At 66.9% G+C, this 23,071-nt stretch carries 27 protein-coding genes and 1 pseudogene; all 28 read left to right on the top strand.

Features of this window, described 5'->3' with window-relative positions; genetic code table 11:
* Nucleotides 1-164: 164 nt before the first annotated feature.
* Nucleotides 165-4,352, top strand: a complete 4,188-nt coding sequence (gene rpoB / locus KPL78_RS28070; protein ID WP_219766610.1) for a DNA-directed RNA polymerase subunit beta — start codon at nucleotides 165-167, stop codon at nucleotides 4,350-4,352.
* A gap of 85 nt (nucleotides 4,353-4,437) precedes the next feature.
* A complete protein-coding gene (gene rpoC, locus KPL78_RS28065; RefSeq protein WP_219766609.1) occupies nucleotides 4,438-8,610 on the top strand; it encodes a DNA-directed RNA polymerase subunit beta' in 4,173 nt (1,390 codons plus the stop codon).
* A 133-nt stretch (nucleotides 8,611-8,743) separates the two neighbouring features.
* On the top strand, nucleotides 8,744-9,748 hold the full coding sequence (locus tag KPL78_RS28060) for a helix-turn-helix domain-containing protein (RefSeq protein WP_219766608.1): 1,005 nt from the start codon (nucleotides 8,744-8,746) through the stop codon (nucleotides 9,746-9,748).
* A gap of 158 nt (nucleotides 9,749-9,906) precedes the next feature.
* Nucleotides 9,907-11,310 (top strand): annotated as a pseudogene (locus KPL78_RS28055) (DUF1254 domain-containing protein).
* 237 nt (nucleotides 11,311-11,547) lie between these two features.
* Complete coding sequence (rpsL, locus tag KPL78_RS28045; RefSeq protein ID WP_137127375.1) at nucleotides 11,548-11,919, top strand: 30S ribosomal protein S12; 372 nt, start codon at nucleotides 11,548-11,550, stop codon at nucleotides 11,917-11,919.
* Nucleotides 11,920-11,930: 11 nt separating this feature from the next.
* Entirely contained in the window at nucleotides 11,931-12,407 is a 477-nt protein-coding gene (rpsG, locus tag KPL78_RS28040; protein WP_219766605.1) for a 30S ribosomal protein S7, read from the top strand.
* A 27-nt stretch (nucleotides 12,408-12,434) separates the two neighbouring features.
* Complete coding sequence (gene tuf, locus KPL78_RS28035) at nucleotides 12,435-13,622, top strand: elongation factor Tu (RefSeq protein WP_219766604.1); 1,188 nt, start codon at nucleotides 12,435-12,437, stop codon at nucleotides 13,620-13,622.
* A 25-nt stretch (nucleotides 13,623-13,647) separates the two neighbouring features.
* The gene (gene rpsJ, locus KPL78_RS28030) at nucleotides 13,648-13,956 is read left to right on the top strand and encodes a 30S ribosomal protein S10 (RefSeq protein WP_137127378.1); all 309 of its coding nucleotides are present in this window, start codon (nucleotides 13,648-13,650) and stop codon (nucleotides 13,954-13,956) included.
* 20 nt (nucleotides 13,957-13,976) lie between these two features.
* Nucleotides 13,977-14,663, top strand: a complete 687-nt coding sequence (gene rplC / locus KPL78_RS28025) for a 50S ribosomal protein L3 (RefSeq protein ID WP_219766603.1) — start codon at nucleotides 13,977-13,979, stop codon at nucleotides 14,661-14,663.
* An 11-nt stretch (nucleotides 14,664-14,674) separates the two neighbouring features.
* The gene (rplD, locus tag KPL78_RS28020) at nucleotides 14,675-15,295 is read left to right on the top strand and encodes a 50S ribosomal protein L4 (RefSeq protein ID WP_219766602.1); all 621 of its coding nucleotides are present in this window, start codon (nucleotides 14,675-14,677) and stop codon (nucleotides 15,293-15,295) included.
* A 29-nt stretch (nucleotides 15,296-15,324) separates the two neighbouring features.
* Complete coding sequence (locus KPL78_RS28015) at nucleotides 15,325-15,621, top strand: 50S ribosomal protein L23 (RefSeq protein WP_432761299.1); 297 nt, start codon at nucleotides 15,325-15,327, stop codon at nucleotides 15,619-15,621.
* Between the two features lie 3 nt (nucleotides 15,622-15,624).
* A complete protein-coding gene (gene rplB, locus KPL78_RS28010) occupies nucleotides 15,625-16,461 on the top strand; it encodes a 50S ribosomal protein L2 (protein WP_219766600.1) in 837 nt (278 codons plus the stop codon).
* A gap of 5 nt (nucleotides 16,462-16,466) precedes the next feature.
* A complete protein-coding gene (rpsS, locus tag KPL78_RS28005) occupies nucleotides 16,467-16,745 on the top strand; it encodes a 30S ribosomal protein S19 (protein ID WP_219766599.1) in 279 nt (92 codons plus the stop codon).
* Nucleotides 16,746-16,751: 6 nt separating this feature from the next.
* A complete protein-coding gene (gene rplV / locus KPL78_RS28000) occupies nucleotides 16,752-17,147 on the top strand; it encodes a 50S ribosomal protein L22 (protein ID WP_219766598.1) in 396 nt (131 codons plus the stop codon).
* A 1-nt stretch (nucleotide 17,148) separates the two neighbouring features.
* Nucleotides 17,149-17,826, top strand: coding sequence for a 30S ribosomal protein S3 (gene rpsC, locus KPL78_RS27995; protein WP_219766597.1), 678 nt, complete (start codon nucleotides 17,149-17,151; stop codon nucleotides 17,824-17,826).
* Nucleotides 17,827-17,838: 12 nt separating this feature from the next.
* Entirely contained in the window at nucleotides 17,839-18,258 is a 420-nt protein-coding gene (gene rplP / locus KPL78_RS27990; RefSeq protein WP_219766596.1) for a 50S ribosomal protein L16, read from the top strand.
* Between the two features lies 1 nt (nucleotide 18,259).
* Nucleotides 18,260-18,475 carry a 50S ribosomal protein L29 gene (gene rpmC / locus KPL78_RS27985; protein ID WP_219766595.1) on the top strand — a complete coding sequence of 72 codons (216 nt, stop codon included), beginning with the start codon at nucleotides 18,260-18,262 and terminating at the stop codon, nucleotides 18,473-18,475.
* Nucleotides 18,476-18,491: 16 nt separating this feature from the next.
* Nucleotides 18,492-18,770, top strand: coding sequence for a 30S ribosomal protein S17 (gene rpsQ / locus KPL78_RS27980; protein ID WP_219766594.1), 279 nt, complete (start codon nucleotides 18,492-18,494; stop codon nucleotides 18,768-18,770).
* A 3-nt stretch (nucleotides 18,771-18,773) separates the two neighbouring features.
* Entirely contained in the window at nucleotides 18,774-19,142 is a 369-nt protein-coding gene (gene rplN / locus KPL78_RS27975) for a 50S ribosomal protein L14 (RefSeq protein ID WP_198375863.1), read from the top strand.
* 1 nt (nucleotide 19,143) lies between these two features.
* Entirely contained in the window at nucleotides 19,144-19,464 is a 321-nt protein-coding gene (rplX, locus tag KPL78_RS27970; RefSeq protein WP_219766593.1) for a 50S ribosomal protein L24, read from the top strand.
* Entirely contained in the window at nucleotides 19,461-20,021 is a 561-nt protein-coding gene (gene rplE / locus KPL78_RS27965; protein ID WP_219766592.1) for a 50S ribosomal protein L5, read from the top strand. The genes rplX and rplE overlap by 4 nt, the downstream gene beginning before the upstream one ends.
* 55 nt (nucleotides 20,022-20,076) lie before the next feature.
* Nucleotides 20,077-20,382, top strand: coding sequence for a 30S ribosomal protein S14 (rpsN, locus tag KPL78_RS27960; RefSeq protein ID WP_170052690.1), 306 nt, complete (start codon nucleotides 20,077-20,079; stop codon nucleotides 20,380-20,382).
* Between the two features lie 13 nt (nucleotides 20,383-20,395).
* Nucleotides 20,396-20,794, top strand: coding sequence for a 30S ribosomal protein S8 (gene rpsH, locus KPL78_RS27955; RefSeq protein ID WP_219766591.1), 399 nt, complete (start codon nucleotides 20,396-20,398; stop codon nucleotides 20,792-20,794).
* Nucleotides 20,795-20,808: 14 nt separating this feature from the next.
* Nucleotides 20,809-21,342, top strand: coding sequence for a 50S ribosomal protein L6 (gene rplF / locus KPL78_RS27950; RefSeq protein WP_219766590.1), 534 nt, complete (start codon nucleotides 20,809-20,811; stop codon nucleotides 21,340-21,342).
* Nucleotides 21,342-21,704, top strand: a complete 363-nt coding sequence (rplR, locus tag KPL78_RS27945) for a 50S ribosomal protein L18 (protein WP_219766589.1) — start codon at nucleotides 21,342-21,344, stop codon at nucleotides 21,702-21,704. Before rplF ends, rplR begins: the two co-directional genes overlap by 1 nt.
* 13 nt (nucleotides 21,705-21,717) lie before the next feature.
* Nucleotides 21,718-22,350, top strand: a complete 633-nt coding sequence (gene rpsE / locus KPL78_RS27940) for a 30S ribosomal protein S5 (protein ID WP_219766588.1) — start codon at nucleotides 21,718-21,720, stop codon at nucleotides 22,348-22,350.
* Nucleotides 22,343-22,528, top strand: coding sequence for a 50S ribosomal protein L30 (gene rpmD, locus KPL78_RS27935; RefSeq protein ID WP_219766587.1), 186 nt, complete (start codon nucleotides 22,343-22,345; stop codon nucleotides 22,526-22,528). Before rpsE ends, rpmD begins: the two co-directional genes overlap by 8 nt.
* Before the next feature lie 3 nt (nucleotides 22,529-22,531).
* Nucleotides 22,532-23,020 carry a 50S ribosomal protein L15 gene (rplO, locus tag KPL78_RS27930; RefSeq protein ID WP_219766586.1) on the top strand — a complete coding sequence of 163 codons (489 nt, stop codon included), beginning with the start codon at nucleotides 22,532-22,534 and terminating at the stop codon, nucleotides 23,018-23,020.
* Nucleotides 23,021-23,071 lie beyond the last annotated feature (51 nt).

Raw genomic sequence — 23,071 nt, 5'->3', positions numbered from 1 at the left:
CGGCGACGGGCGGGGATGGGGGACCAGTTCGATCGGGTGCGGGTGGGGTTGCCGGAAGGGTTCGGCAATGCCGCCCGTTCCTGCGTTGCCAGGGATGGCAACATCAGGGTTCCCCGTCCGGCCGGGGTGTTGCGGGCCGGGGCAGATAGGGAAGCAGGACAGGCATGAACGCTATCACGAAGTCGTTCACGGGGCGCAAGCGGATCCGCAAGAGCTTCGGGCGTCTCCCCGAAGTGGCGCCGATGCCAAACCTCATCGACGTGCAGCGCGCCTCCTACGAGGCCTTCCTGCAGATGGAGGTGAGCCCGGACAGCCGCACCCAGACCGGGTTGCAGGAAGTCTTCAAGTCCGTCTTCCCGATCGACGATTTCGCCGGGCGTGGCCGCCTGGAGTTCGTGCAGTACGAGCTCGAAGAGCCAAAGTACGATGTCGAGGAATGCATCCAGCGCGGCCTGACCTTCGCTGCCCCGCTCAAGGTGCGCCTGCGCCTGATCGTGTGGGATGTGGATGAGGACACCGGGTCCCGCTCCGTCCGCGATATCAAGGAGCAGGACGTCTACATGGGCGACATGCCCCTGATGACGGACAACGGCACCTTCATCATCAACGGCACCGAGCGCGTCATCGTCTCCCAGATGCACCGCTCCCCGGGCGTGTTCTTCGACCACGACAAGGGCAAGACGCACAGCAGCGGCAAGTACCTCTTCGCCGCGCGCGTCATCCCCTATCGCGGCTCCTGGCTCGACTTCGAGTTCGACGCCAAGGACATCTGCTACGTCCGCATCGACCGCAAGCGGAAGCTGCCGACCACGACGCTGCTGCTCGCCCTGGACGGCGTGCGCACTGAAGGGCTGCGCGCCGAGGCGGCGGCCGCGGGCCGCGAGCTGGAGCCCAACGAGATCCGCGGCATGGATGCCGAGGAAATCCTCAACGCTTTCTATGGCCAGGTGGTGTTCTCCCGCTCGGCCAAGGGCTGGTCGCGAGCCTTCGACCCCGAGGCCTTCCGCGGCGTGAAGCTGATCGAGCCGCTGGTCGATGCCAAGACCGGCCTGGTGGTCGCCGAGAAGGACGCGAAGCTGACCCCGCGCGCCGCGCGCAAGATCGCCGAGGCCGGCACCACCGAGGTGCTGGTCGGCCGCGCCGATCTGCTCGGCCGCTTCGTCGCCGAGGACATGGTCGACCTGCAGACCGGCGAGATCTGGGCCGAGGCCGGCGACGAGCTGACCGAGCCGAAGCTCGCCGCGATCGAGGAGGCGGGTCTCGACCGCCTGCCGACGCTCGCCATCGACCAGTCGGTCGGCCCGTGGATGCGCAATACGCTGGCGGTGGACAAGAACACCAACCGCGACGAGGCGCTGATGGACATCTACCGGGTCATGCGCCCGGGTGAGCCGCCGACGCCGGAGACCGCGGAAGCCCTGTTCAAGGGCCTGTTCTTCGATCCCGAGCGCTATGACCTGTCCACGGTCGGTCGCGTGAAGATGAACATGCGCCTGGGCTTCTCGATCGAGGAGGTGCCCGACCATGTCCGCACGCTGCGCAAGCAGGACATCGTCTCGGCGCTGCGCGTGCTGCTCGATCTGAAGGACGGGCGCGGGCAGATCGACGACATCGACAACCTCGGCAACCGCCGCGTGCGCTCGGTCGGCGAGCTGATGGAGAACCAGTATCGCGTCGGCCTGTTGCGCATGGAGCGCGCGATCAAGGAGCGCATGGGGTCGGTCGATATCGACACCGTCATGCCGCATGACCTGATCAACGCGAAGCCGGCCGCCGCCGCGGTGCGCGAGTTCTTCGGTTCCTCGCAGCTCTCGCAGTTCATGGATCAGACCAACCCGCTGTCCGAGGTGACGCATAAGCGCCGCCTCTCGGCGCTTGGCCCGGGCGGTCTGACGCGTGAGCGCGCCGGCTTCGAGGTGCGCGACGTGCACCCGACGCATTACGGCCGCATCTGCCCGATCGAGACGCCGGAAGGTCCGAACATCGGTCTGATCAACTCGCTCGCGACCTTCGCCAAGGTGAACAAGTACGGCTTCATCGAGACGCCGTATCGCCTGGTGAAGGACGGCAAGATCGTCGGCAGCCCGCGCTACCTCTCCGCCATGGAGGAGGAGCGGCTCGTGGTCGCCCAGGCCGATGCCGAGGTCGACGCCGAGACCGGCGAGTTCAAGAGCGAGCTGGTCTCGGTGCGCCAGGGCGGCGACTTCCGCCTGGTGAAGCCTGAGGAAGTGACGGCGATCGACGTGTCGCCGAAGCAGCTCGTTTCGGTCGCTGCGGCGCTGATCCCGTTCCTCGAGAACGACGACGCCAACCGGGCGCTGATGGGGTCGAACATGATGCGCCAGGCGGTGCCGCTGGTGCGCGCCGATGCGCCGCTGGTCGGCACCGGCATGGAATCCGCGGTGGCACGCGATTCCGGCGCGACCATCGTGGCCAAGCGCGACGGCGTGATCGACAGCATCGACGGTTCCCGCATCGTGGTGCGGACCACCGGCGACGATGGCACGACGCGCGGCGTCGATATCTACCGGCTGCGGAAGTTCATGCGCTCCAACCAGTCGACCTGCATCAACCAGCGCCCGCTGGTGAAGGTGGGCGATGCGGTGCTGGCCGGCGACATCATCGCCGATGGCCCCTCGACGGAACTGGGCGAGCTGGCGCTGGGGCGGAACGTGCTCGTCGCCTTCATGCCCTGGAACGGCTACAACTTCGAGGACTCGATCCTGATCAGCGAGCGTATCGCGAAGGACGATGTCTTCACCTCGATCCATATCGACGAATTCGAGGTGATGGCCCGCGACACCAAGCTGGGCCAGGAGGAGATCACCCGCGACATTCCGAATGTCGGCGAGGAGGCGCTGCGCAACCTCGACGAGGCCGGCATCGTCTATATCGGCGCCGAGGTGCAGCCGGGCGACATCCTGGTCGGCAAGGTCACGCCGAAGGGCGAAAGCCCGATGACGCCGGAGGAGAAGCTGCTCCGCGCCATCTTCGGCGAGAAGGCGTCCGATGTGCGCGACACCTCGTTGAAGCTGCCGCCGGGTGTCGCCGGCACGGTCGTCGATGTGCGCGTCTTCTCCCGCCGCGGCGTGGACAAGGACGAGCGCGCCCAGGCGATCGAGCGCGCCGAGATCGAGCGGCTCGCCAAGGACCGCGACGACGAGAAGGCGATCCAGGAGCGGTCCTTCTATTCCCGTCTGCGCGAGCGGATGCTGAACAAGAAGGCGTCCGGCGGCTTCAAGGGTGTGAAGGCCGGCACGCCGATCACCGATGAGGTGCTCGACCAGTTCGCCAAGGCGACCTGGCGTCAGATCGGTGTCGCCGACGACGCCGCCATGGCGGAGATCGAGGCGCTGAAGCGCGAATTCGACGCCGCGGTGGAGAAGCTGCAGAAGCGCTTCGAATCCAAGGTCGAGAAGCTGCAGCGCGGCGACGAGCTGCCGCCCGGCGTGATGAAGATGGTCAAGGTCTTCGTCGCGGTGAAGCGGAAGCTGCAGCCGGGCGACAAGATGGCCGGCCGTCACGGCAACAAGGGCGTGGTCTCCCGCGTCGTGCCGATCGAGGACATGCCGTTCCTCGAGGACGGCAGCCATGTCGACCTGGTGCTGAACCCGCTCGGTGTGCCTTCGCGCATGAATGTCGGCCAGATCCTGGAGACGCATCTGGGCTGGGCCTGCGCCTCGCTCGGCCGCCAGGTGGGCGAGATGGTGGAGGAATACCGCCATCGCGGCGGTCGCCGCTCGGAGCTCGAGGAAAAGCTGAAGGATGTCTATGGCGAGGAGATCTTCGCCCGCGACATCGCGCCGATGAGCGACGAGCAGCTGGTCGAGCTGGGCGAGAACCTGCGCAAGGGCATCCCCATCGCGACGCCGGTCTTCGACGGCGCCCGCATGGCGGATATCGAGGGCATGCTGACCAAGGCGGGGCTCGATACCTCGGGCCAGGTGTGGCTGCATGACGGGCGCACCGGCGAACGCTTCGAGCGCAAGGTGACCGTCGGCTACATCTACATGCTGAAGCTGCACCACCTGGTCGACGACAAGATCCATGCGCGTTCGATCGGGCCCTACTCGCTCGTCACCCAGCAGCCGCTGGGCGGCAAGGCGCAGTTCGGCGGTCAGCGCTTCGGCGAGATGGAGGTGTGGGCCCTCGAGGCCTATGGCGCCGCCTATACTCTGCAGGAGATGCTGACGGTGAAGTCGGACGACGTATCGGGCCGCACCAAGGTCTACGAGGCGATCGTCCGCGACCAGGACAACTTCGAGGCGGGCATTCCGGAATCCTTCAACGTGCTGGTGAAGGAACTGAAGTCCCTCGGCCTCAACGTCGATCTGGAGAACCGCCCGGCGTGACGACGCGCCGGCGCTCCATCCCTTTCCTAACGCTCAGCCGCCGTGGTGATGCCACGGCGGCGGCCTCTTGCATGAGGACGGCCGCATGAACGAGCTGATGAAGATCCTGGGCCAGACCGGCCAGGCGATGACCTTCGACCAGATGAAGATCACCATCGCCTCGCCGGAGCAGATCCGCTCCTGGTCCTATGGCGAGATCAAGAAGCCCGAGACGATCAACTACCGCACCTTCAAGCCGGAGCGGGACGGGCTGTTCTGCGCGCGCATCTTTGGTCCGATCAAGGACTACGAGTGCCTGTGCGGCAAGTACAAGCGGATGAAGTTCCGCGGCATCATCTGCGAGAAGTGCGGCGTCGAGGTCACCCTCGCGAAGGTGCGCCGCGAGCGGATGGGCCATATCGAGCTCGCCAGCCCCGTCGCGCATATCTGGTTCCTGAAGTCGCTGCCGAGCCGCGTCGGCCTGATGGTCGACATGACGCTGAAGGAGCTGGAGAAGGTCCTGTACTTCGAGTCCTACGTCGTGCTCGAACCCGGCCTGACGGACCTCAAGCTCCATCAGCTGCTGAACGAGGACCAGTACCAGCAGAAGATGGACGAGTTCGGCGAGGACGCCTTCTCGGTCGGCATCGGCGCGGAAGCCGTGAAGCAGATGCTCGGCGGCATCGACCTGCAGGCCGAAGGCGTGAAGCTGCGCGGCGAGCTGAAGGAGACGACCTCCGAGGCGAAGCGCAAGAAGCTCGTGAAGCGGCTGAAGCTGATCGAGTCCTTCGCCGAGTCCGGCGCGCATCCGCAGTGGATGATCCTTGACGTCGTGCCGGTCATCCCGCCCGAGCTGCGCCCGCTGGTGCCGCTGGATGGCGGCCGTTTCGCGACCTCGGATCTGAACGACCTGTATCGTCGCGTCATCAACCGCAACAACCGCCTGAAGCGGCTGATCGAGCTCCGCGCGCCCGACATCATCGTGCGCAACGAGAAGCGCATGCTGCAGGAATCGGTGGACGCGCTGTTCGACAACGGCCGTCGTGGCCGCGCCATCACGGGGGCCAACAAGCGCCCGCTGAAGTCGCTGTCCGACATGCTGAAGGGCAAGCAGGGCCGCTTCCGCCAGAACCTGCTCGGCAAGCGCGTGGACTATTCGGGCCGTTCGGTCATCGTCGTCGGGCCGGAGCTGAAGCTCCATCAGTGCGGCCTGCCGAAGAAGATGGCGCTCGAGCTGTTCAAGCCGTTCATCTACTCCAAGCTCGAGAAGTACGGCCACGCCACCACCATCAAGGCCGCGAAGCGGATGGTGGAGAAGGAGCGTCCCGAGGTGTGGGACATCCTCGAGGAAGTCATCCGTGAGCACCCGGTCTTCCTGAACCGCGCGCCCACGCTGCACCGCCTCGGCATCCAGGCCTTCGAGCCGACGCTGGTGGAAGGCAAGGCGATCCAGCTTCACCCGCTGGTCTGCACCGCCTTCAACGCGGACTTCGACGGCGACCAGATGGCCGTGCACGTCCCGCTGTCGCTCGAGGCGCAGCTGGAAGCGCGCGTGCTGATGATGTCGACCAACAACATCCTCAGCCCGGCGAACGGCAAGCCGATCATCGTGCCGTCGCAGGACATCGTGCTCGGCCTCTATTACCTGTCGCTCGAGACGCCGGAATTCCTCGCGACCGAGGAGAAGGACTCGCCGTCCTTCGCCTCGCTCGGCGAGATCGAGCTGGCGCTGGAAGCGAAGTCCATCACGCTGCACAGCAAGATCCGTGCGCGGCGGAAGACGATGAACGCCGAAGGCGTCGTCGTGACGGAGCGCGTGACGACGACGGCCGGGCGCGTGATGATCGGCGCGCTGCTGCCGCTGCATCCGCAGCTTCCCTACAGCCTCGTCAACCGGATGCTGACGAAGAAGAACGTCTCCGACGTGATCGACGCGGTGTATCGCCACTGCGGTCAGAAGGAGAGCGTGATCTTCGCCGACCGGCTGATGGGCCTCGGCTTCCGCCAGGCGGCGAAGGCCGGCATCTCCTTCGGCAAGAACGACATGGTCGTTCCCGACACCAAGGTCGCGCTGATCGCGAAGACCAAGGAGGAGGTGAAGGAGTTCGAGCAGCAGTATCTCGACGGCCTCATCACCGCCGGCGAGCGCTACAACAAGGTGGTCGACGCCTGGTCGCGCTGCACCGACGAGGTGGCGGGCGCGATGATGAAGGAAATCCAGAAGCAGGAGATCGGTCGTCCGACCAACTCCGTCTGGATGATGTCGCATTCCGGTGCGCGTGGTTCGCCCGCGCAGATGCGCCAGCTTGCCGGCATGCGCGGCCTGATGGCCAAGCCCTCGGGCGAGATCATCGAGCAGCCGATCATCGCGAACTTCAAGGAAGGCCTGTCCGTCCTCGAGTACTTCAACTCCACCCACGGCGCCCGCAAGGGCCTCGCGGATACGGCGCTGAAGACTGCGAACTCGGGCTACCTCACGCGTCGTCTCGTCGACGTGGCGCAGGACTGCATCATCGTCGAGCAGGATTGCGGCACCGAGCGTGGCCTGACCGTGGGCGCGGCGATGGATGGAGCGGAGATCGTCTCCTCGCTGTCCGAGCGCATCCTGGGCCGCACCTCGCAGGAGGATGTCTTCGATCCGGCGACGGGCGAGGCGATCGTGCGTCGCAACGACCTGATCGACGAGGTCGCCGCGGAGCGCGTCGAGAAGTCCGGCGTGGAGCAGATCAAGATCCGCTCCGTGCTGACCTGCGATGCGCGCCAGGGCGTCTGCGGCCGCTGCTATGGCCGTGACCTCGCGCGCGGCACGCCGGTGAACATCGGCGAGGCGGTCGGCGTCATCGCGGCGCAGTCGATCGGCGAGCCCGGCACGCAGCTCACGATGCGCACCTTCCACATCGGCGGTGCGGCGCAGCGTGGTGCTGAGCAGTCGGCGGTCGAGGCCTCGGGCGACGGCACCATCAAGGTGCTGAACCGCGTGATCGTCGCGAACAGCCAGAACCAGCCGATCGTGATGTCGCGCAACTGCGAGATCGTGCTGATCGACGCCCAGGGCCGCGAGCGCGCGCGCCAGCGCGTGCCTTACGGTGCGCGCCTGATCGGTGAGGACGGGATGACGGTCACCCGCGGCCAGAAGCTGGCCGAATGGGATCCGTTTACCCTGCCGATCATCACCGAGAAGCTGGGCAAGGTCGAATTCGCCGACCTGATCGAGAACGTCACCCTGGTGGACCGCCAGGACGACGTGACCGGTCTCTCCTTCAAGGAGGTCGTCGAATACAAGGCTCCGGGCAAGGCCGCCGATCTGCGGCCGCGCCTGATCCTGCGCGACGAGCGTAACAACGTGGTGAAGCGCGACAACGGGACCGAGGCGATCTACTTCCTCACCCCGGGCACGATTCTCTCGATCGACAACGGGGCGCAGGTCGCCGCGGGTGACGTGCTCGCCCGACTGCCTCGCGAATCGTCGAAGACGCGCGACATCACCGGCGGTCTGCCGCGCGTGGCCGAGCTGTTCGAAGCCCGCCGCCCGAAGGATCACGCGATCATCAGCGAGATCGACGGGCGCGTGGAGTTCGGCAAGGACTACAAGGCGAAGCGCCGCATCCTGGTGGTGCCGGAGCAGGTGGGCGACGAGACCCCGGTCGCGCGCGAATACCTGGTGCCAAAGGGCAAGCACGTCTCGGTGCAGGAAGGCGACTACGTGAAGCGCGGCGACCCGCTGGTCGACGGGCCGCGCGTGCCGCATGACATCCTGCGCGTCCTTGGCGTGGAGAAGCTGGCCGATTACCTCGTGGAGCAGATCCAGGAGGTCTATCGACTGCAGGGCGTGAAGATCAACGACAAGCACATCGAGGTCATCGTCCGGCAGATGCTGCAGAAGGTGGAGGTCACCGACCCCGGCGACACCACCTATCTGATCGGCGAACAGGTCGACCGCATCGAGTTCGAGATCGAGAACGAGAAGCGCGTCGAAGCCAAGGAACGCCCCGCGGTCGCCGAACCGGTGCTGCAGGGCATCACCAAGGCATCGCTGCAGACGACGTCCTTCATCTCGGCCGCGTCGTTCCAGGAGACGACCCGCGTGCTGACCGAGGCCGCGACCGCGGGCAAGGTCGACTATCTGGCCGGCCTGAAGGAGAACGTGATCGTCGGGCGCCTGATCCCGGCGGGCACGGGCTCGGTGATGAACCGGCTGCGGGCACTGGCGGCGCAGCGGGACAAGGGCAAGCTGCCGTCGAATGCTCCGGCACTGCCGGAACCGCACGCGGCGGAGTGATCTCCGCCGCATTGTGGCGCGATACGGGGCCGGCATCCGGAAGGGTGCCGGCCTCTCTCATTTCCGTGTTCCGGCAATGCCGGAGGTGGCAGGATGGCGCGGCCGGGATCCCTTGCGAAAGGTGCCCACATCCATGCAAGCCGACACGGCGCCGTTGGTGCGCTTCCAGGCAGCGGACGACATGGATGCGATGGCCCAGGCACTGACTGGGGGACATGCGGACTTCGTCCCGCTGCGCTCCGGCCGCTTTGACGGCCGCTTCTGCGAGGTCAATCTCGGCGGAACCATGATTCGGCATATCCTGCACGGGCCGATGCTGATGCTCGGGGCGGTGCGGGCTGGCCATGTCTCGCTCCAATTCGCACCGCGCGCGCAGAGCCTCCTTCTGAACGGCGTACCGCTCACCGTGTCGGACCTCGGCTATCTGCGCGGCGGTGAGGATCTGCAGGTCCGGTTCGCCGCGCCACAGGAGAGGGTCGGCATCATTATTCCCGATGACGCATTCGATGCCGCGCTCGAGGAACATGACGTGAAGGCCCGCAGCACCACCTCCCGACAGGTGTTGCCGCTGCGCGCCGGCCTGGCGGAGCGCACCCGCACCGGCCTCATCGCCATCACCGACTTCGCCGAGCGCTTCCCCGAGCATCTTGCGACGCCCGGCCTGGCGGCGGCACTCGCCGAGGAATGCCGGCGTCTGATCGCCGGCGCTTTCGCCGCCACCGACGGACCGGGACAGCGGCCCTGCTTAGGCCCTGGCGTAATCGACCGCGTGCGCCGCGCGGATGAATTCCTGCGCGCGAACATCGCTCGGCCCATCTACAGCGACGAGATCTGCGCGGCGATCGGCGTCGTGCCGCGCACGCTGCATCAGAGCTTCATCTCGGTCTATGGCATGGCGCCGGCGACCTATCTGAAGCGGCGACGGCTGCTGCTGGTGCGCCGCGCCCTGATGGCCGCGCGCGACGGCCGGACGCTCGTGAAGTCGATCGCGCTGGCGCATGGCTTCTGGCATCTTGGCCGCTTCGCGCGTGACTATGCGGCGATGTTCGGGGAAGCGCCTTCGGTCACGCTCGGACGCGGTGCCCGGCATCCCCCCCTCGTGTCAGCGCGGCTGGCGACGGGCGGCCTCTGCGCGTAGTGCCGTCGCGAGGTCGACCAGTGCGCTCACCAGCGGCCGAGGCAGCGCGGGGTCCCGCACGGCGAGGCTCTCGCAGGGGTGGGCGAGGCACGACAACGCGTCGTCAGTGGCCGTGCCTGCCCTGCTGACAGCCGGGGAGGCCCAGGCGCAGCCTTCCGATGCGCCGCCGACGGCGGCCTCCGTGGACGCGCAACTCTTCACGGACGCCATACATCTATGGCTACTCGCTGATCACCACCGAGGTGACGCGGGTGCAGATGACGAATGTCGCCGCGCCACAGGGCCTGCATGCGCCGCTTGGCGAGTTCATCAATGTCCCGCGCTATCCGCCGGCGGACTTCCGCGGCGTCTCGGTGCCCCATGCCGATACGCTCTATTCGCTGGCCTGGCTCGATGTCGGGACGGAGCCGATGGTCTTCTCCCATCCGGACATGGGCGACCGCTTCTTTCTGTTCCTGATGTACAGCCTGTGGATGCTGGTGGTGACCTCGGTCGGCACCCGCACCGGAGCGACGAAGGCGACCAACTACCTCATCACCGGATCGGGCTGGTCCGGGCAGGTGCCGGTGGGCATGGTGCAGATCAAGTCGCCGACACGGTACTTTCTGATCCTCGGGCGTCCCCAAGCCGACGGCGCGAATGCCGATTACGCCGCCGTGAACACGTTGCAGGCGCAGTACAAGCTGACGCCGCTCTCGGCGTTAGGCCCCGCATTCACCTACCAGCTGGCGCCGGTGGATCCGAATCCCGGCTTCAGCACGACCGACAAGCCGCAATCGGTGATCCTGGGCTTCTCGGCCGAGGAGTATTTCACCCGAATGCTGCGGATCATGGCGAGCCCAGTGCCGCCAGCGCCGGAAGGCGCGCCGCTGCTTGCCCGCCTGGGTCGGATCGGCATGGTGCCGGGGCAGCCCTTCGATGCGTCCAAGCTGAGCCCAGCCGCGCGGGAGGGCCTGAAGGACCTTCCGCAGCGCGCGTTGACCACCATCGGCGCGCATCGCCAGGGACTTGGCGTGGTCGTCAATGGCTGGGCGGTGACCAAGGGACTCGGCCGCTACGGCACGGACTACATGAAGCGCGCGGCGGTCGCCGCCTTCGGCTGGCCGGCGAATCTGCAGGAGGATGCGGTCTATCCCTTCACCGAGACCGATAGCGAAGGGCGGCCGCTGACCGGTGCAAACCGGTACGCGCTGACCTTCGCGGTCAGACAGGCGCCGCCGATCAACGGCTTCCAGTCCATCACCATGTATGAGATCGACGAGGGCTGGTAATTCGTGCGGAACCGGCTCAACAAGTTCATCGTCAGCCCGCGGAACAACCTCAAGGCCAACCCGGACGGGTCCATCACGCTGTATTTCCTGGTGGAATCGCCCGGCGCGGAAATGGAGAGCAACTGGCTGCCGGCGCCGCGCGGGCCATTCATCCCGAAGCTGCGGATGCATTGGCCGCGGGAAGCGGCACCCTCGATCCTGGATGGCAGCTGGGCGCCGCCCTTCATCCGGAAGGCCCCGTTGAGAGGCCGCCCGCCCGCACCGCAGGGCACCCATGCGGAGGTTGGATGACTCGGGCGCCGATCTGCTTGACTCGTTCCTGACCCCCGCGTAGAAGCCCCCCCTCGGCAGGGCCCCGGAAACGGTGCCCTGTCAGGTTTTGGTCCACAACACTGCGCAGCCGGCGCCGCCCCAACGATCGGGGCTGAGGCCGGCAGCGGGTCGGACGCCTGGAAGGCGCGGTAAGGCGCGTCTCCCAGGTGATCGCTCTTTGCAGGGCTGGGGACAGGAAGGTTTTGAAGGGGCGTCATGCCGACGATCAACCAGCTCATCGCCAAGGGGCGTGAGACGAAGCCGGCCCGGAACAAGGTTCCGGCACTGAAGGGCAGCCCGCAGAAGCGCGGCGTCTGCACGCGCGTCTACACGACCACGCCGAAGAAGCCGAATTCGGCGCTTCGTAAGGTCGCCAAGGTGCGCCTGACCAACGGCTTTGAGGTCGTGAGCTACATCCCCGGTGAAGGTCACAACCTTCAGGAGCACTCGGTCGTCCTGATCCGCGGTGGCCGCGTGAAGGACCTTCCGGGTGTGCGTTACCACATCCTGCGCGGCGTGCTCGACACCCAGGGCATCGCCAAGCGCCGCCAGCGGCGTTCGCTCTACGGCGCGAAGCGTCCGAAGTGAGGCACTGAGAGATGTCCCGTCGCCACAGCGCCGAGAAGCGCGAAGTCCTCCCCGATCCGAAGTTTGGTGACCTCGTCCTGAGCCGTTTCATGAACGTGCTCATGTATGACGGCAAGAAGAGCACCGCCGAGCGGATCGTCTATGCTGCCATGGACACGCTGAAGAAGCGTGGCGGGCCGAACAGCGATCCGCTGCGCCTGTTCCATGAGGCGATGGACAATGTGAAGCCGGCCGTCGAGGTCCGCAGCCGCCGCGTCGGTGGCGCGACCTACCAGGTTCCGGTCGAGGTTCGCCCGGAGCGCCGTCAGGCGCTGGCGATCCGCTGGCTGATCGAGTCCGCCCGCAAGCGCGGCGAGCACACGATGGAAGAGCGCCTCTCCGGCGAGCTGATGGACGCGGCGAACAACCGCGGCGCGGCGGTGAAGAAGCGCGAAGATACGCACCGGATGGCCGAAGCCAACAAGGCGTTCAGCCACTACCGCTGGTAACGAAACCCCCGATCGGGAACGAAGACGATGGCGAAGGCAAAGTTTGAGCGGACGAAGCCGCACTGCAACATTGGCACGATCGGGCACGTGGACCATGGCAAGACGTCGCTGACGGCGGCGATCACCAAGGTCCTGGCCAAGGCCGGCGGTGCGACGTTCACGGCGTATGACCAGATCGACAAGGCGCCGGAAGAGCGCGCCCGTGGCATCACGATCTCGACGGCGCATGTCGAGTACGAGACGGCGAACCGCCACTACGCGCATGTCGACTGCCCGGGCCACGCCGACTACGTGAAGAACATGATCACGGGTGCGGCGCAGATGGACGGCGCGATCCTGGTCGTGTCGGCGGCCGACGGCCCGATGCCGCAGACGCGCGAGCACATCCTGCTGGCCCGTCAGGTCGGCGTGCCGGCGCTGGTGGTGTTCCTGAACAAGTGCGACATGGCCGATCCCGACCTGCTCGAGCTGGTCGAGATGGAAGTGCGCGAGCTGCTGTCGTCCTACCAGTTCCCGGGCGATGACATTCCGATCATCCACGGTTCGGCGCTGTGCGCGCTGGAAGACCGCGAGCCGGAGCTGGGCGAGCAGGCGGTGCTGAAGCTGATGGAGGCGGTGGACGCCTACATCCCGCAGCCGGAGCGCCCGGTCGACCGTCCGTTCCTGATGCCGATCGAAGACGTGTTCTCGATCTCGGGCCGCGGCACGGTGGTCACGGGTCGCGTGGAGCGCGGCATCGTGAAGGTGGGCGAGGAAGTCGAGATCGTGGGCCTGAAGGACACGGTGAAGACGACCGTCACGGGTGTCGAGATGTTCCGCAAGCTGCTGGACCAGGGCCAGGCGGGCGACAACATCGGCGCGCTGCTGCGCGGCACGAAGCGTGAGGACGTGGAGCGTGGGCAGGTTCTGGCCGCGCCGGGCTCGATCACGCCGCACACGCAGTTCAAGGCCGAGGCGTACATCCTGACGAAGGAAGAGGGCGGCCGTCACACGCCGTTCTTCACGAACTATCGTCCGCAGTTCTACTTCCGCACGACGGACGTGACCGGTGTGGTCACGCTGCCGGAGGGCGTGGAGATGGTGATGCCGGGCGACAACGTGTCGATGGATGTCGAGCTGATCGCGCCGATCGCGATGGACGAAGGCCTGCGCTTCGCGATCCGCGAAGGCGGCCGCACCGTCGGCGCCGGCGTCGTCGCGAAGATCACGAAGTAATCGGCAGGAACGCGGGTCCCAGACGATGGACAACCAGAATATCCGCATCCGCCTCAAGGCGTTCGATCACCGCGTGCTGGACGGCAGCACGCGGGAGATCGTGAACACCGCGAAGCGGACGGGCGCGCGCGTGCGGGGCCCGATCCCTCTGCCGACGCATATCGAGCGTTTCACCGTGAACCGCTCGCCGCACGTCGACAAGAAGTCGCGCGAGCAGTTCGAAATCCGGACTCATCGCCGGCTGCTCGACATCGTCGACCCCACCCCGCAGACCGTGGACGCGCTGATGAAGCTCGACCTCGCCGCGGGCGTGGACGTCGAAATCAAGATCTAAGGCCAGAGGGAAATAGAGCCATGGCCGCGAAGACGGGCCGCACCGGCCTGATCGCGAAGAAGCTGGGAATGTCCCGGCTGTTCAACGAGGACGGTTCGACCGTTCCCGTGACGCTGCTCCATGTGGACAATGTCCGCGTGGTGGCGCAGCGCACCTCCGAGAAGGACGGCTATGACGCCGTCCAGCTCGGCATCGGCGCGGCGAAGCCCAAGAACGTCTCCAAGGCGAACAAGGGTCACTTCGCGAAGGCCGGTGTGGAAGCGCCGAAGAAGGTGGTGGAGTTCCGCGTCGGCGCCGATGCGCTGCTCGACGCCGGGGCGAAGCTGACCTCCGCGCATTTCGTGAAGGGCCAGAAGGTCGACGTCACTGGCGTGACGGTCGGCAAGGGCTTCGCCGGCGCGATGAAGCGCTGGAACTTCGCGGGTCTCGAGGCGACGCACGGTGTCTCGGTCAGCCATCGTTCGCATGGTTCGACCGGCAACCGCCAGGACCCGGGCAAGACCTTCAAGAACAAGAAGATGGCCGGGCATCTCGGCGTCGAGCGCGTGACCACCCAGAATCTGGAAGTGGCCGCCGTCGATGTGGACAAGGGCCTGCTGCTGATCAAGGGCGCCGTGCCTGGTGCGAAGGGTGGCTATGTGATGATCCGCGACGCCGAGAAGCGCGCGCGTCACGCCGATGCGCCCTTCCCGGCGGCTCTGGCCTGAGGACTGGTACGATGCAGGTCAACGTCATCACTCTGGACAACGCCGCCGCCGGCGAGATCGAGCTGCCGGAGGCGCTGTTCGGCGCCGCGCCGCGCGCCGACATCATGGCGCGCGTCGTGCACTGGCAGCTCGCCAAGCGCCGCGCCGGCACCCACAAGGCGAAGGGCATGGGGGAGGTCTCCGGGACCACCAAGAAGCCCTACCGCCAGAAGGGCACCGGCAACGCCCGTCAGGGCTCGCTGCGCGCGCCGCAGTACCGCACCGGTGGCGTCGTCCACGGTCCGGTCGTGCGCGACCACGGCTACAGCCTGAACAAGAAGGTCCGCCGTCTCGGCCTGATCTCCGCGCTCAGCCAGAAGGCGGCCGAGGGCAAGCTCGTGGTGCTCGACACCGCGGCGCTGCCGTCGGATGCCAAGACCGGCGCCGTCGCGAAGCAGCTCAAGGCGCTCGGCTGGACCAGCGCGCTGGTGGTGGATGCTGCGGCGGACGAGAACTTCGCCCGCGTCGTGCGCAACCTGCCGAAGGTGCAGGTGCTGCCGACGGTCGGCGCGAATGTCTACGACATCCTCAAGCACGACGTGCTCGCGGTGACGCGCGCCGGCGTGGAAGCGCTGAAGGAGCGGTTGGCATGAGCGACGCCCCGAAGCCGAAGCGTCCAGTCATCGGGCGCGAGCGGATGTATCAGACCATCCTCTCGCCGGTCGTGACGGAAAAGGCGACGCTGAACAGCGAGCGCGGCCAGGTGACCTTCAAGGTCGCCATCGACGCGACGAAGCCGCAGATCCGCGATGCGGTCGAAGGCCTGTTCGGCGTGAAGGTCCTTGCCGTCAACACCATCCTGGTGAAGGGCAAGGCGAAGCAGTTCCGCGGCCGTCCCGGTCAGCGGTCGGACTGGAAGAAGGCGATGGTGCGCCTGGCCGAAGGCCAGAGCATCGACCTCACCACGGGGCTCGCGTAAGTCATGGCGTTGAAGAATTTCAACCCGGTCACGCCCTCGCTGCGCGGCACGATCCTCATCGATCGTTCCGAGCTGTGGAAGGGCGCGCCGGTCAAGGGTCTGACCGAGGGCAAGCATTCCTCGGGCGGGCGCAATCAGCACGGCCGCATCACCGTCCGGTTCCGCGGCGGTGGACACAAGCGCGCCTATCGCCTGGTGGACTTCAAGCGCCGGACGAAGTTCGGCATGCCGGCGATCGTCGAGCGGCTGGAGTATGACCCGAACCGCACCGCCTTCATTGCGCTGCTGAAGTACCAGGACGGCGAGCTCGCCTACATCCTGGCGCCGCAGCGCCTGAAGGCCGGCGACACGGTCGTCGCCGGCGAGAAGGCCGACATCAAGCCGGGCAACGCCATGCCGATGGCCGCGATCCCGGTGGGCACGATCATCCACAACATCGAGCTGAAGCCCGGTGCCGGTGGAAAGCTCGCGCGTTCGGCCGGAACCTTCGCCCAGCTCGTGGGCAAGGACCAGGGCTACGCGCAGGTGAAGCTGCAGTCCGGCGAACTCCGCCTGATCCGGTCCGAGTGCATGGCCTCGATCGGTGCGGTGTCCAACCCGGACAACAGCAACCAGGAACTCGGCAAGGCCGGCCGCAATCGCTGGCTGGGCCGCAAGCCCCATAACCGTGGCGTCGTGATGAACCCGGTTGACCACCCGCATGGCGGTGGTGAAGGCCGTACCTCGGGTGGCCGGCATCCGGTCACCCCGTGGGGCAAACCCACGAAGGGTGCGAAGACCCGTAACAACAAGCGGACCGACGGGCTCATCGTCCGCCGCCGCAACGCGACGAAGGGCTGACGCAGATGGCGCGCAGCGTCTGGAAGGGGCCGTTCGTCGACGGCTACCTGCTGAACAAGGCCGAGGCGGCTCGTGCCTCCACGCGCAACGAGATCATCAAGATCTGGACGCGCCGGAGCACGATCCTGCCGCAGTTCGTCGGCCTGACCTTCGGCGTCTACAACGGCAAGAAGTTCCTGCCGGTCCAGGTGACGGAGAACATGGTGGGCCACAAGTTCGGCGAGTTCTCGCCGACGCGCACCTTCACCGGTCATGCGGCCGACAAGAAGGCGAAGCGGGGCTGATCTGAGATGAGCAAGCCGAAGCACCCCCGTGGCCTCGAGGACAGCGAGGCCCAGGCCGTGACCTGGAACATCCGCGTTTCCCCGCGGAAGCTGAACCTGGTCGCCGGCCTGATCCGCGGCAAGCGCGCGCAGGATGCGGTCGCCGAGCTGACCTTCAGCAAGCGCCGCATCGCCGTGACCGTGAAGAAGACGCTGGAATCCGCGATCGCCAACGCCGAGAACAACCACAGCCTCGATGTCGACCGCCTGGTCGTCTCGAAGGCCGAGGTTGGCCGCGCCCAGGTGATGAAGCGCTTCCACGCCCGCGGCCGTGGCCGTTCGGCGCGCGTCGAGAAGTGGTTCAGCCACCTCAAGATCGTAGTGGCGGAGCAGCAGCTCGCCGCCGAGCAGGAGGCCGCGTAACATGGGCCAGAAAGTCAATCCGATCGGGCTGCGGCTCGGCATCAACCGCACCTGGGATAGCCGGTGGTTCGCGGGCGCCGACTACGCGAAGCTCCTGCACGAGGACTTCAAGCTGCGCGAGACGCTGGCCAAGCGCCTCAAGGGTGCCGGCGTGTCGCGCATCGTGATCGAGCGTCCGGCGAAGAAGCCCCGCGTGACGATCCACGCCGCCCGCCCGGGCGTCGTGATCGGCAAGAAGGGCGCGGACATCGAGGTGCTGCGCAAGGACCTCATGAAGATGGCCGGCGCGGAAGTCGCGCTGAACATCGTCGAGATCCGCAAGCCCGAGATCGACGCGACGCTGGTGGCCGAGAACATCGCCCAGCAGCTCGAGCGCCGCGTGGCGTTCCGCCGCGCGATGAAGCGCGCGGTGCAGTCCGCCATGCGCCTCGGCGCCGGCGGCATCCGCATCAACTGCTCCGGCCGTCTGGGCGGGGCGGAAATCGCCCGCATGGAATGGTACCGCGAGGGTCGCGTGCCTCTGCACACCCTCCGCGCGGATATCGATTTCGGCGTGGCGACCGCGAAGACCACCTATGGCACCTGCGGTGTGAAGGTGTGGATCTTCAAGGGCGAGATCATGGCCCATGATCCGATGGCGCAGGACAAGCGCGCCGCGGAACAGGCGCCGCAGCGCTGAAGGTGAAGGACAATGCTGCAGCCTAAGCGCACCAAGTTCCGCAAGGCCCACAAGGGCCGCATCCACGGCCTGGCCAAGGGCGGCTTCTCGCTGTCCTTCGGCGGGTTCGGCCTCAAGGCCCTCGAGCCGGAGCGCGTGACCGCGCGCCAGATCGAGGCCGCGCGTCGTGCGATCACCCGCGCGATGAAGCGCCAGGGTCGCGTGTGGATCCGCGTCTTCCCGGACGTGCCGGTCTCGACCAAGCCGGCCGAGGTCCGCATGGGTTCCGGCAAGGGCGCGCCCGAATACTGGGTGGCCCGCGTGAAGCCGGGCCGTATGATGTTCGAGATCGACGGCGTCTCCGCGGAGACGGCGCGCGAGGCGCTGACCCTCGGCGCGGCGAAGCTGCCGATCAAGACCAAGTTCGTCACCCGTCTGGGTGCGGAGGCCTGATATGGCTGCGACCAAGATCGGCGACATCCGCGCGAAGAGCGCGGACGAGCTGAACACCATGCTGCTCGACCTGCGCAAGGAGCAGTTCAACCTGCGTTTCCAGCGCGCGACCGGTCAGCTTGAGGCGCTTTCGCGCATCAAGCAGGTCCGTCGCGACATCGCGCGGGTTAAGACCATCATCGGCGAGCGCGCGCAGAGCGCCGCCCCCAAGGCCTGAGAGGAGACCGACGGCGATGCCGAAGCGCGTCCTCACCGGGCGGGTCACCAGCGACAAGACCGACAAGACCATTACGGTTCTCGTCGAGCGTCGCGTGATGCACCCGCTCTACAAGAAGTTCATCCGGCGCTCGAAGAAGTATGCCGTGCATGACGACGCCAACCTGTGCAAGGAAGGCGACGTCGTGTCGATCGAGGAGTGCCGCCCGATCTCCAAGTCCAAATCCTGGGTGGTGATCGAGCGCAACGGTGCTTCCGTCGAGAAGCCCGCCTTCCTCGCGACCGCGGAGGCCTGATCCATGATCCAGGTCGAATCCAACCTTGAGGTCGCCGACAATTCCGGTGCGCGCCGCGTGCAGTGCATCAAGGTGCTCGGCGGCTCCAAGCGCAAGACCGCGGGCGTGGGCGACGTCATTGTCGTCTCCGTCAAGGAAGCGATTCCCCGCGGCAAGGTGAAGAAGGGGACGGTGGAGCGCGCGGTGATCGTGCGCACCGCCTATCCGGTGCGCCGCGCCGACGGCACGGTGATCCGCTTCGACCGCAATGCGGCCGTGCTGATCAACAAGCAGAACGAGCCCATCGGCACCCGTATCTTCGGACCGGTGGTGCGTGAGCTGCGCGCCAAGAAGTTCATGAAGATCATCTCGCTGGCGCCGGAGGTGCTGTGACATGGCTGCGAAGATCCGCAAGGGCGATCGCGTCCAGGTCCTGACCGGCAAGGACAAGGGCCGGCAGGGTGAGGTGATCAAGGTGATGCCGACCGAGGGCCGCGCTCTCGTGCAGGGCATCAACCTGGTGAAGCGGCATCAGAAGCCGCAGGGCATGGGCCGCCCCGGCGGCATTCAGGAGAAGGAGGCCGGCATCGACCTCTCGAACCTGGCCCTGCTGGATCCGAAGTCGGGCAAGCCGACCCGGGTCGGCTTCAAGCTGCTCGAGGACGGCAAGAAGGTCCGGGTGGCGAAGGCCTCCGGCGAGGTGCTCGACGCATGAGCGACGTGACGGAACAGCCGCGGCTGCGGAAGCTCTACGACGAAGTGGTGCGCAAGCGCCTCGTCGAGGAGTTCGGGTACACGAACCCGATGGAAGTGCCGAAGCTTTCGAAGATCGTGATCAACATGGGCGTCGGCGAGGCCGCCGGCGACCAGAAGAAGCTCGACGCCGCTGTCGCCGAGCTGACGATGATCGCGGGCCAGAAGCCGGTGAAGACGAAGGCGAAGAAGGCCATCGCGGGCTTCAAGATCCGCGAGGGCATGGCGATCGGCACGAAGGTGACGCTCCGCCAGCAGCGTATGTACGAGTTCCTTGATCGGCTCGTGACCATCGCGCTGCCGCGCCAGCGTGACTTTCGTGGGCTGCCGGGCAACAAGGGCTTCGATGGCCGGGGGAATTTCTCCCTGGGCCTGAAGGAGCAGATCGTGTTCCCCGAGATCAGCTACGACAAGGTGGACGCGATCCGCGGCATGGACATCGTCTTCGTCACCACGGCGAAGACGGACAAGGAAGCGAAGGCGCTGCTCAAGGCCTTCGACCTTCCCTTCCAGAACTGATTTTTGGAAAACCGCCGGGGTGGCCCCCCGGCAGGTTCCGGAGGACCTAGACGGTATGGCCAAGACCTCGTCTGTCGAGAAGAACAAGCGCCGCGAGAAGCTGTCGAAGCTTCACGCGCCGAAGCGTGCTGCCCTGAAGGCCGTGATCATGGATCGCGACCTGCCGGTCGAGGAGCGCTTCGAAGCGACGCTGAAGCTCGCGCAGTTTCCCCGCAACGGCGCGAAGAACCGCGTCCGCCTGCGCTGCGAAGTGACCGGCCGCCCCCGCGGCAACTACCGCAAGTTCAAGCTGTGCCGTAACCAGCTGCGGGAACTGGCCTCGAAGGGCCAGATCCCCGGCGTGGTCAAGGCGAGCTGGTAAGGAAGGACCGGCCATGTCCATGTCCGATCCGCTGGGCGATATGCTCACGCGCATCCGCAACGCGCAGTCGGCGCGCCAGTCGCGCTGCAAGGCGCCGGCGTCCAAGCTGCGCGAGAACGTGCTCGACGTGCTGAAGCGCGAAGGCTACATCCGCGCTTGGCGCACCGAGGAAGTGCGCCCTGGCGTGCGCTTCATCGACATCGAGCTGAAGTATTCGGAAGGCGAGCCCGCCATCAAGGAGATCATGCGCGTCTCCAAGCCTGGCCGGCGCGTCTATTCGAAGATCGCGGAGCTGCCGAAGTTCTACAACGGCCTCGGCACGTCGATCCTCTCCACGCCGCGCGGCGTGATGAGCGAGAATGAGGCCCGCGCTGCCAATGTCGGCGGCGAAGTCCTCTGCCGCGTGTTCTGACGGGAGCCGCAGAGATGTCTCGCGTTGGGAAGTATCCTGTGCCGGTGCCAGCGGGCGTCACGCTCGCCATGGCCGGCCGCACGCTGACTGCCAAGGGCAAGCTCGGCGAGCTGAAGCTCGACCTCACGGATGATGTGGATGTCGAGATCAAGTCGAACGAGGTCGCGGTGTCGCCGCGCCGCACGGACCGCCGCGCGCGGACCATGTGGGGCACGACGCGCAGCCTGATCAACCAGATGGTGACGGGCGTCTCCACCGGCTTCGTGAAGGCCATGGAGATCACCGGCACCGGCTACCGCGCCGCGGTGCAGGGTTCCGATCTGGTGCTGAACCTCGGCTACAGCCACGAGATCCGCTACCCGATCCCCAAGGGGATCAAGATCACCTGCGAACGTCCGACCGCCATCAAGGTGGAAGGTTCGGACAAGCGCCAGGTTGGTCAGGTGGCCGCCGAGATCCGCGCGTACCGTGGTCCCGAGCCCTACAAGGGCAAGGGCGTCCGCTACGACAACGAGACCATCCTCCGGAAGGAGGGTAAGAAGAAGTAATGGCCAGCAAGCTCGAACTCGAGGCGCGCCGCCGGCGCCGTCTCCGCTTCCAGCTCCGGCAGAAGTCCGGCGGGCGCGTGCGCCTGTCGGTGTTCCGCTCGGGCAAGCATATCTATGCGCAGGTCATCGACGACGCGCAGGGGCGTACGCTCGCCGCCGCATCGTCGATCGAGAAGACGATGCGCGAGGGCATGAAGACCGGCGCCGACAAGGACGCGGCGACCGCGGTCGGCAAGCTGGTGGCCGAGCGCGCGCTCGCGGCCGGGGTGACGGAAGTCGTCTTCGACCGTGGTCCCTACCTGTATCATGGGCGCGTGAAGGCGCTCGCGGACGGCGCCCGCGAGGGCGGGCTGTCGTTCTGAGAGGCTGACACAGATGGCATATGCACCGAGGTCCGGTGGCGGCGAGGGTGGCGAAGGCGGGCGCGAGCGCCGCGGCCGCCGTCGCGACGGCAACAGCGAGAACCGTCAGGAGCGCCAGGACGGCGACGAGCTGAAGGACAAGCTCGTCACCATCAACCGCGTCGCCAAGGTGGTGAAGGGTGGCCGTCGCTTCTCCTTCGCGGCCCTGGTCGTGGTCGGCGATGAGAAGGGCCGTGTTGGCTGGGGTGCGGGCAAGGCCCGCGAGGTGCCGGAGGCCATCCGCAAGGCGACGGAGCGTGCGAAGCGCACGATGATCCGCGTGCCGATGCGCGAGGGCCGCACCCTGCACCACGACGTGATCGGCGAATTCGGCGCCGGCCGCGTCATCCTGCGCGCGGCCCCCGCGGGTACCGGCATCATTGCCGGCGGCCCGATGCGCGCGGTGTTCGAGACCCTGGGCATGGGCGACGTCGTCGCGAAGTGCACCGGCTCTGCCAACCCGCACAACATGGTGAAGGCGACCTTCGCCGCGCTGACGCGCTGCACGTCCCCGCGTGCGGTCGCCTCGCGCCGCAGCAAGAAGGTTGCCGACATCCTCGGCCAGAAGAAGGACGCCGCCGAGGCGACGGAGGCCGCGAATGGCTGATACCAAGACCGTGAAGGTGACCCAGACCGGGTCGCCGATCGGCCGCAAGCCCGGTCAGAAGGAGACCCTGATCGGGCTCGGGCTGAATAAGATGCATCGTTCGCGGGAGCTGGAAGATACCCCGGCCGTGCGTGGGATGATCCGCAAGGTGGCCCACCTCGTGAAGGTGGAGGGCTGATCCATGAAGCTCAATGAACTGCGCGACAACGAGGGCGCCCGCCCGAAGTTCAAGCGCATCGGTCGCGGCATCGGCTCCGGCAAGGGCAAGACGTCCGGCCGCGGCGTGAAGGGCCAGAAGGCGCGTACCGGCGTGTCGCTGAATGGGTTCGAGGGCGGTCAGCTCCCGATCTATCGGCGCCTGCCGAAGCGTGGCTTCGTCAACGTGTTCCGCAAGGAATACGCGGTGCTCAACCTCGGCGCGCTTGACGCGGCGATCGAGGCGGGCCGTCTGCCGGCCGGCCAGCCGATCGACGAGGCGGCGCTGAAGGCGGCGGGCGTGGTGCGTTCCTCGGCCAAGCTCGCGGGCGTGCGCCTGCTGGCGAAGGGCGAGATCAAGCGCGCCGTGACGCTGACCGTGACCGGCGCCTCGGCGGCGGCGGTCGCGGCGGTGGAAGCCGCTGGCGGTTCCGTGACCGTGACCGCGGCCGCGGCGGAAGCCGCGTCCGAGTGACCCCTTGCCCCGGACTAGCCAGGTAGCTAGGTCAGGGTCCGGATCTTCGCT

This window comes from Roseomonas alba, from assembly GCF_019430885.1.
Lineage (GTDB): Bacteria > Pseudomonadota > Alphaproteobacteria > Acetobacterales > Acetobacteraceae > Neoroseomonas > Neoroseomonas alba.
Note: the sequence above shows the minus strand (reverse complement) of the source record. Positions and strands in the feature narration are given on the sequence as shown.

Bases quoted from the DNA above. Each gene is read 5' to 3' on its own strand.
- rpoB (WP_219766610.1), top strand. From the start codon at position 165: ATGAACGCTATCACGAAGTCGTTCACGGGGCGCAAGCGGATCCGCAAG.
- rpoC (WP_219766609.1), top strand. From the start codon at position 4,438: ATGAACGAGCTGATGAAGATCCTGGGCCAGACCGGCCAGGCGATGACC.
- KPL78_RS28060 (WP_219766608.1), top strand. From the start codon at position 8,744: ATGCAAGCCGACACGGCGCCGTTGGTGCGCTTCCAGGCAGCGGACGAC.
- rpsL (WP_137127375.1), top strand. From the start codon at position 11,548: ATGCCGACGATCAACCAGCTCATCGCCAAGGGGCGTGAGACGAAGCCG.
- rpsG (WP_219766605.1), top strand. From the start codon at position 11,931: ATGTCCCGTCGCCACAGCGCCGAGAAGCGCGAAGTCCTCCCCGATCCG.
- tuf (WP_219766604.1), top strand. From the start codon at position 12,435: ATGGCGAAGGCAAAGTTTGAGCGGACGAAGCCGCACTGCAACATTGGC.
- rpsJ (WP_137127378.1), top strand. From the start codon at position 13,648: ATGGACAACCAGAATATCCGCATCCGCCTCAAGGCGTTCGATCACCGC.
- rplC (WP_219766603.1), top strand. From the start codon at position 13,977: ATGGCCGCGAAGACGGGCCGCACCGGCCTGATCGCGAAGAAGCTGGGA.
- rplD (WP_219766602.1), top strand. From the start codon at position 14,675: ATGCAGGTCAACGTCATCACTCTGGACAACGCCGCCGCCGGCGAGATC.
- rplB (WP_219766600.1), top strand. From the start codon at position 15,625: ATGGCGTTGAAGAATTTCAACCCGGTCACGCCCTCGCTGCGCGGCACG.
- rpsS (WP_219766599.1), top strand. From the start codon at position 16,467: ATGGCGCGCAGCGTCTGGAAGGGGCCGTTCGTCGACGGCTACCTGCTG.
- rplV (WP_219766598.1), top strand. From the start codon at position 16,752: ATGAGCAAGCCGAAGCACCCCCGTGGCCTCGAGGACAGCGAGGCCCAG.
- rpsC (WP_219766597.1), top strand. From the start codon at position 17,149: ATGGGCCAGAAAGTCAATCCGATCGGGCTGCGGCTCGGCATCAACCGC.
- rplP (WP_219766596.1), top strand. From the start codon at position 17,839: ATGCTGCAGCCTAAGCGCACCAAGTTCCGCAAGGCCCACAAGGGCCGC.
- rpmC (WP_219766595.1), top strand. From the start codon at position 18,260: ATGGCTGCGACCAAGATCGGCGACATCCGCGCGAAGAGCGCGGACGAG.
- rpsQ (WP_219766594.1), top strand. From the start codon at position 18,492: ATGCCGAAGCGCGTCCTCACCGGGCGGGTCACCAGCGACAAGACCGAC.
- rplN (WP_198375863.1), top strand. From the start codon at position 18,774: ATGATCCAGGTCGAATCCAACCTTGAGGTCGCCGACAATTCCGGTGCG.
- rplX (WP_219766593.1), top strand. From the start codon at position 19,144: ATGGCTGCGAAGATCCGCAAGGGCGATCGCGTCCAGGTCCTGACCGGC.
- rplE (WP_219766592.1), top strand. From the start codon at position 19,461: ATGAGCGACGTGACGGAACAGCCGCGGCTGCGGAAGCTCTACGACGAA.
- rpsN (WP_170052690.1), top strand. From the start codon at position 20,077: ATGGCCAAGACCTCGTCTGTCGAGAAGAACAAGCGCCGCGAGAAGCTG.
- rpsH (WP_219766591.1), top strand. From the start codon at position 20,396: ATGTCCATGTCCGATCCGCTGGGCGATATGCTCACGCGCATCCGCAAC.
- rplF (WP_219766590.1), top strand. From the start codon at position 20,809: ATGTCTCGCGTTGGGAAGTATCCTGTGCCGGTGCCAGCGGGCGTCACG.
- rplR (WP_219766589.1), top strand. From the start codon at position 21,342: ATGGCCAGCAAGCTCGAACTCGAGGCGCGCCGCCGGCGCCGTCTCCGC.
- rpsE (WP_219766588.1), top strand. From the start codon at position 21,718: ATGGCATATGCACCGAGGTCCGGTGGCGGCGAGGGTGGCGAAGGCGGG.
- rpmD (WP_219766587.1), top strand. From the start codon at position 22,343: ATGGCTGATACCAAGACCGTGAAGGTGACCCAGACCGGGTCGCCGATC.
- rplO (WP_219766586.1), top strand. From the start codon at position 22,532: ATGAAGCTCAATGAACTGCGCGACAACGAGGGCGCCCGCCCGAAGTTC.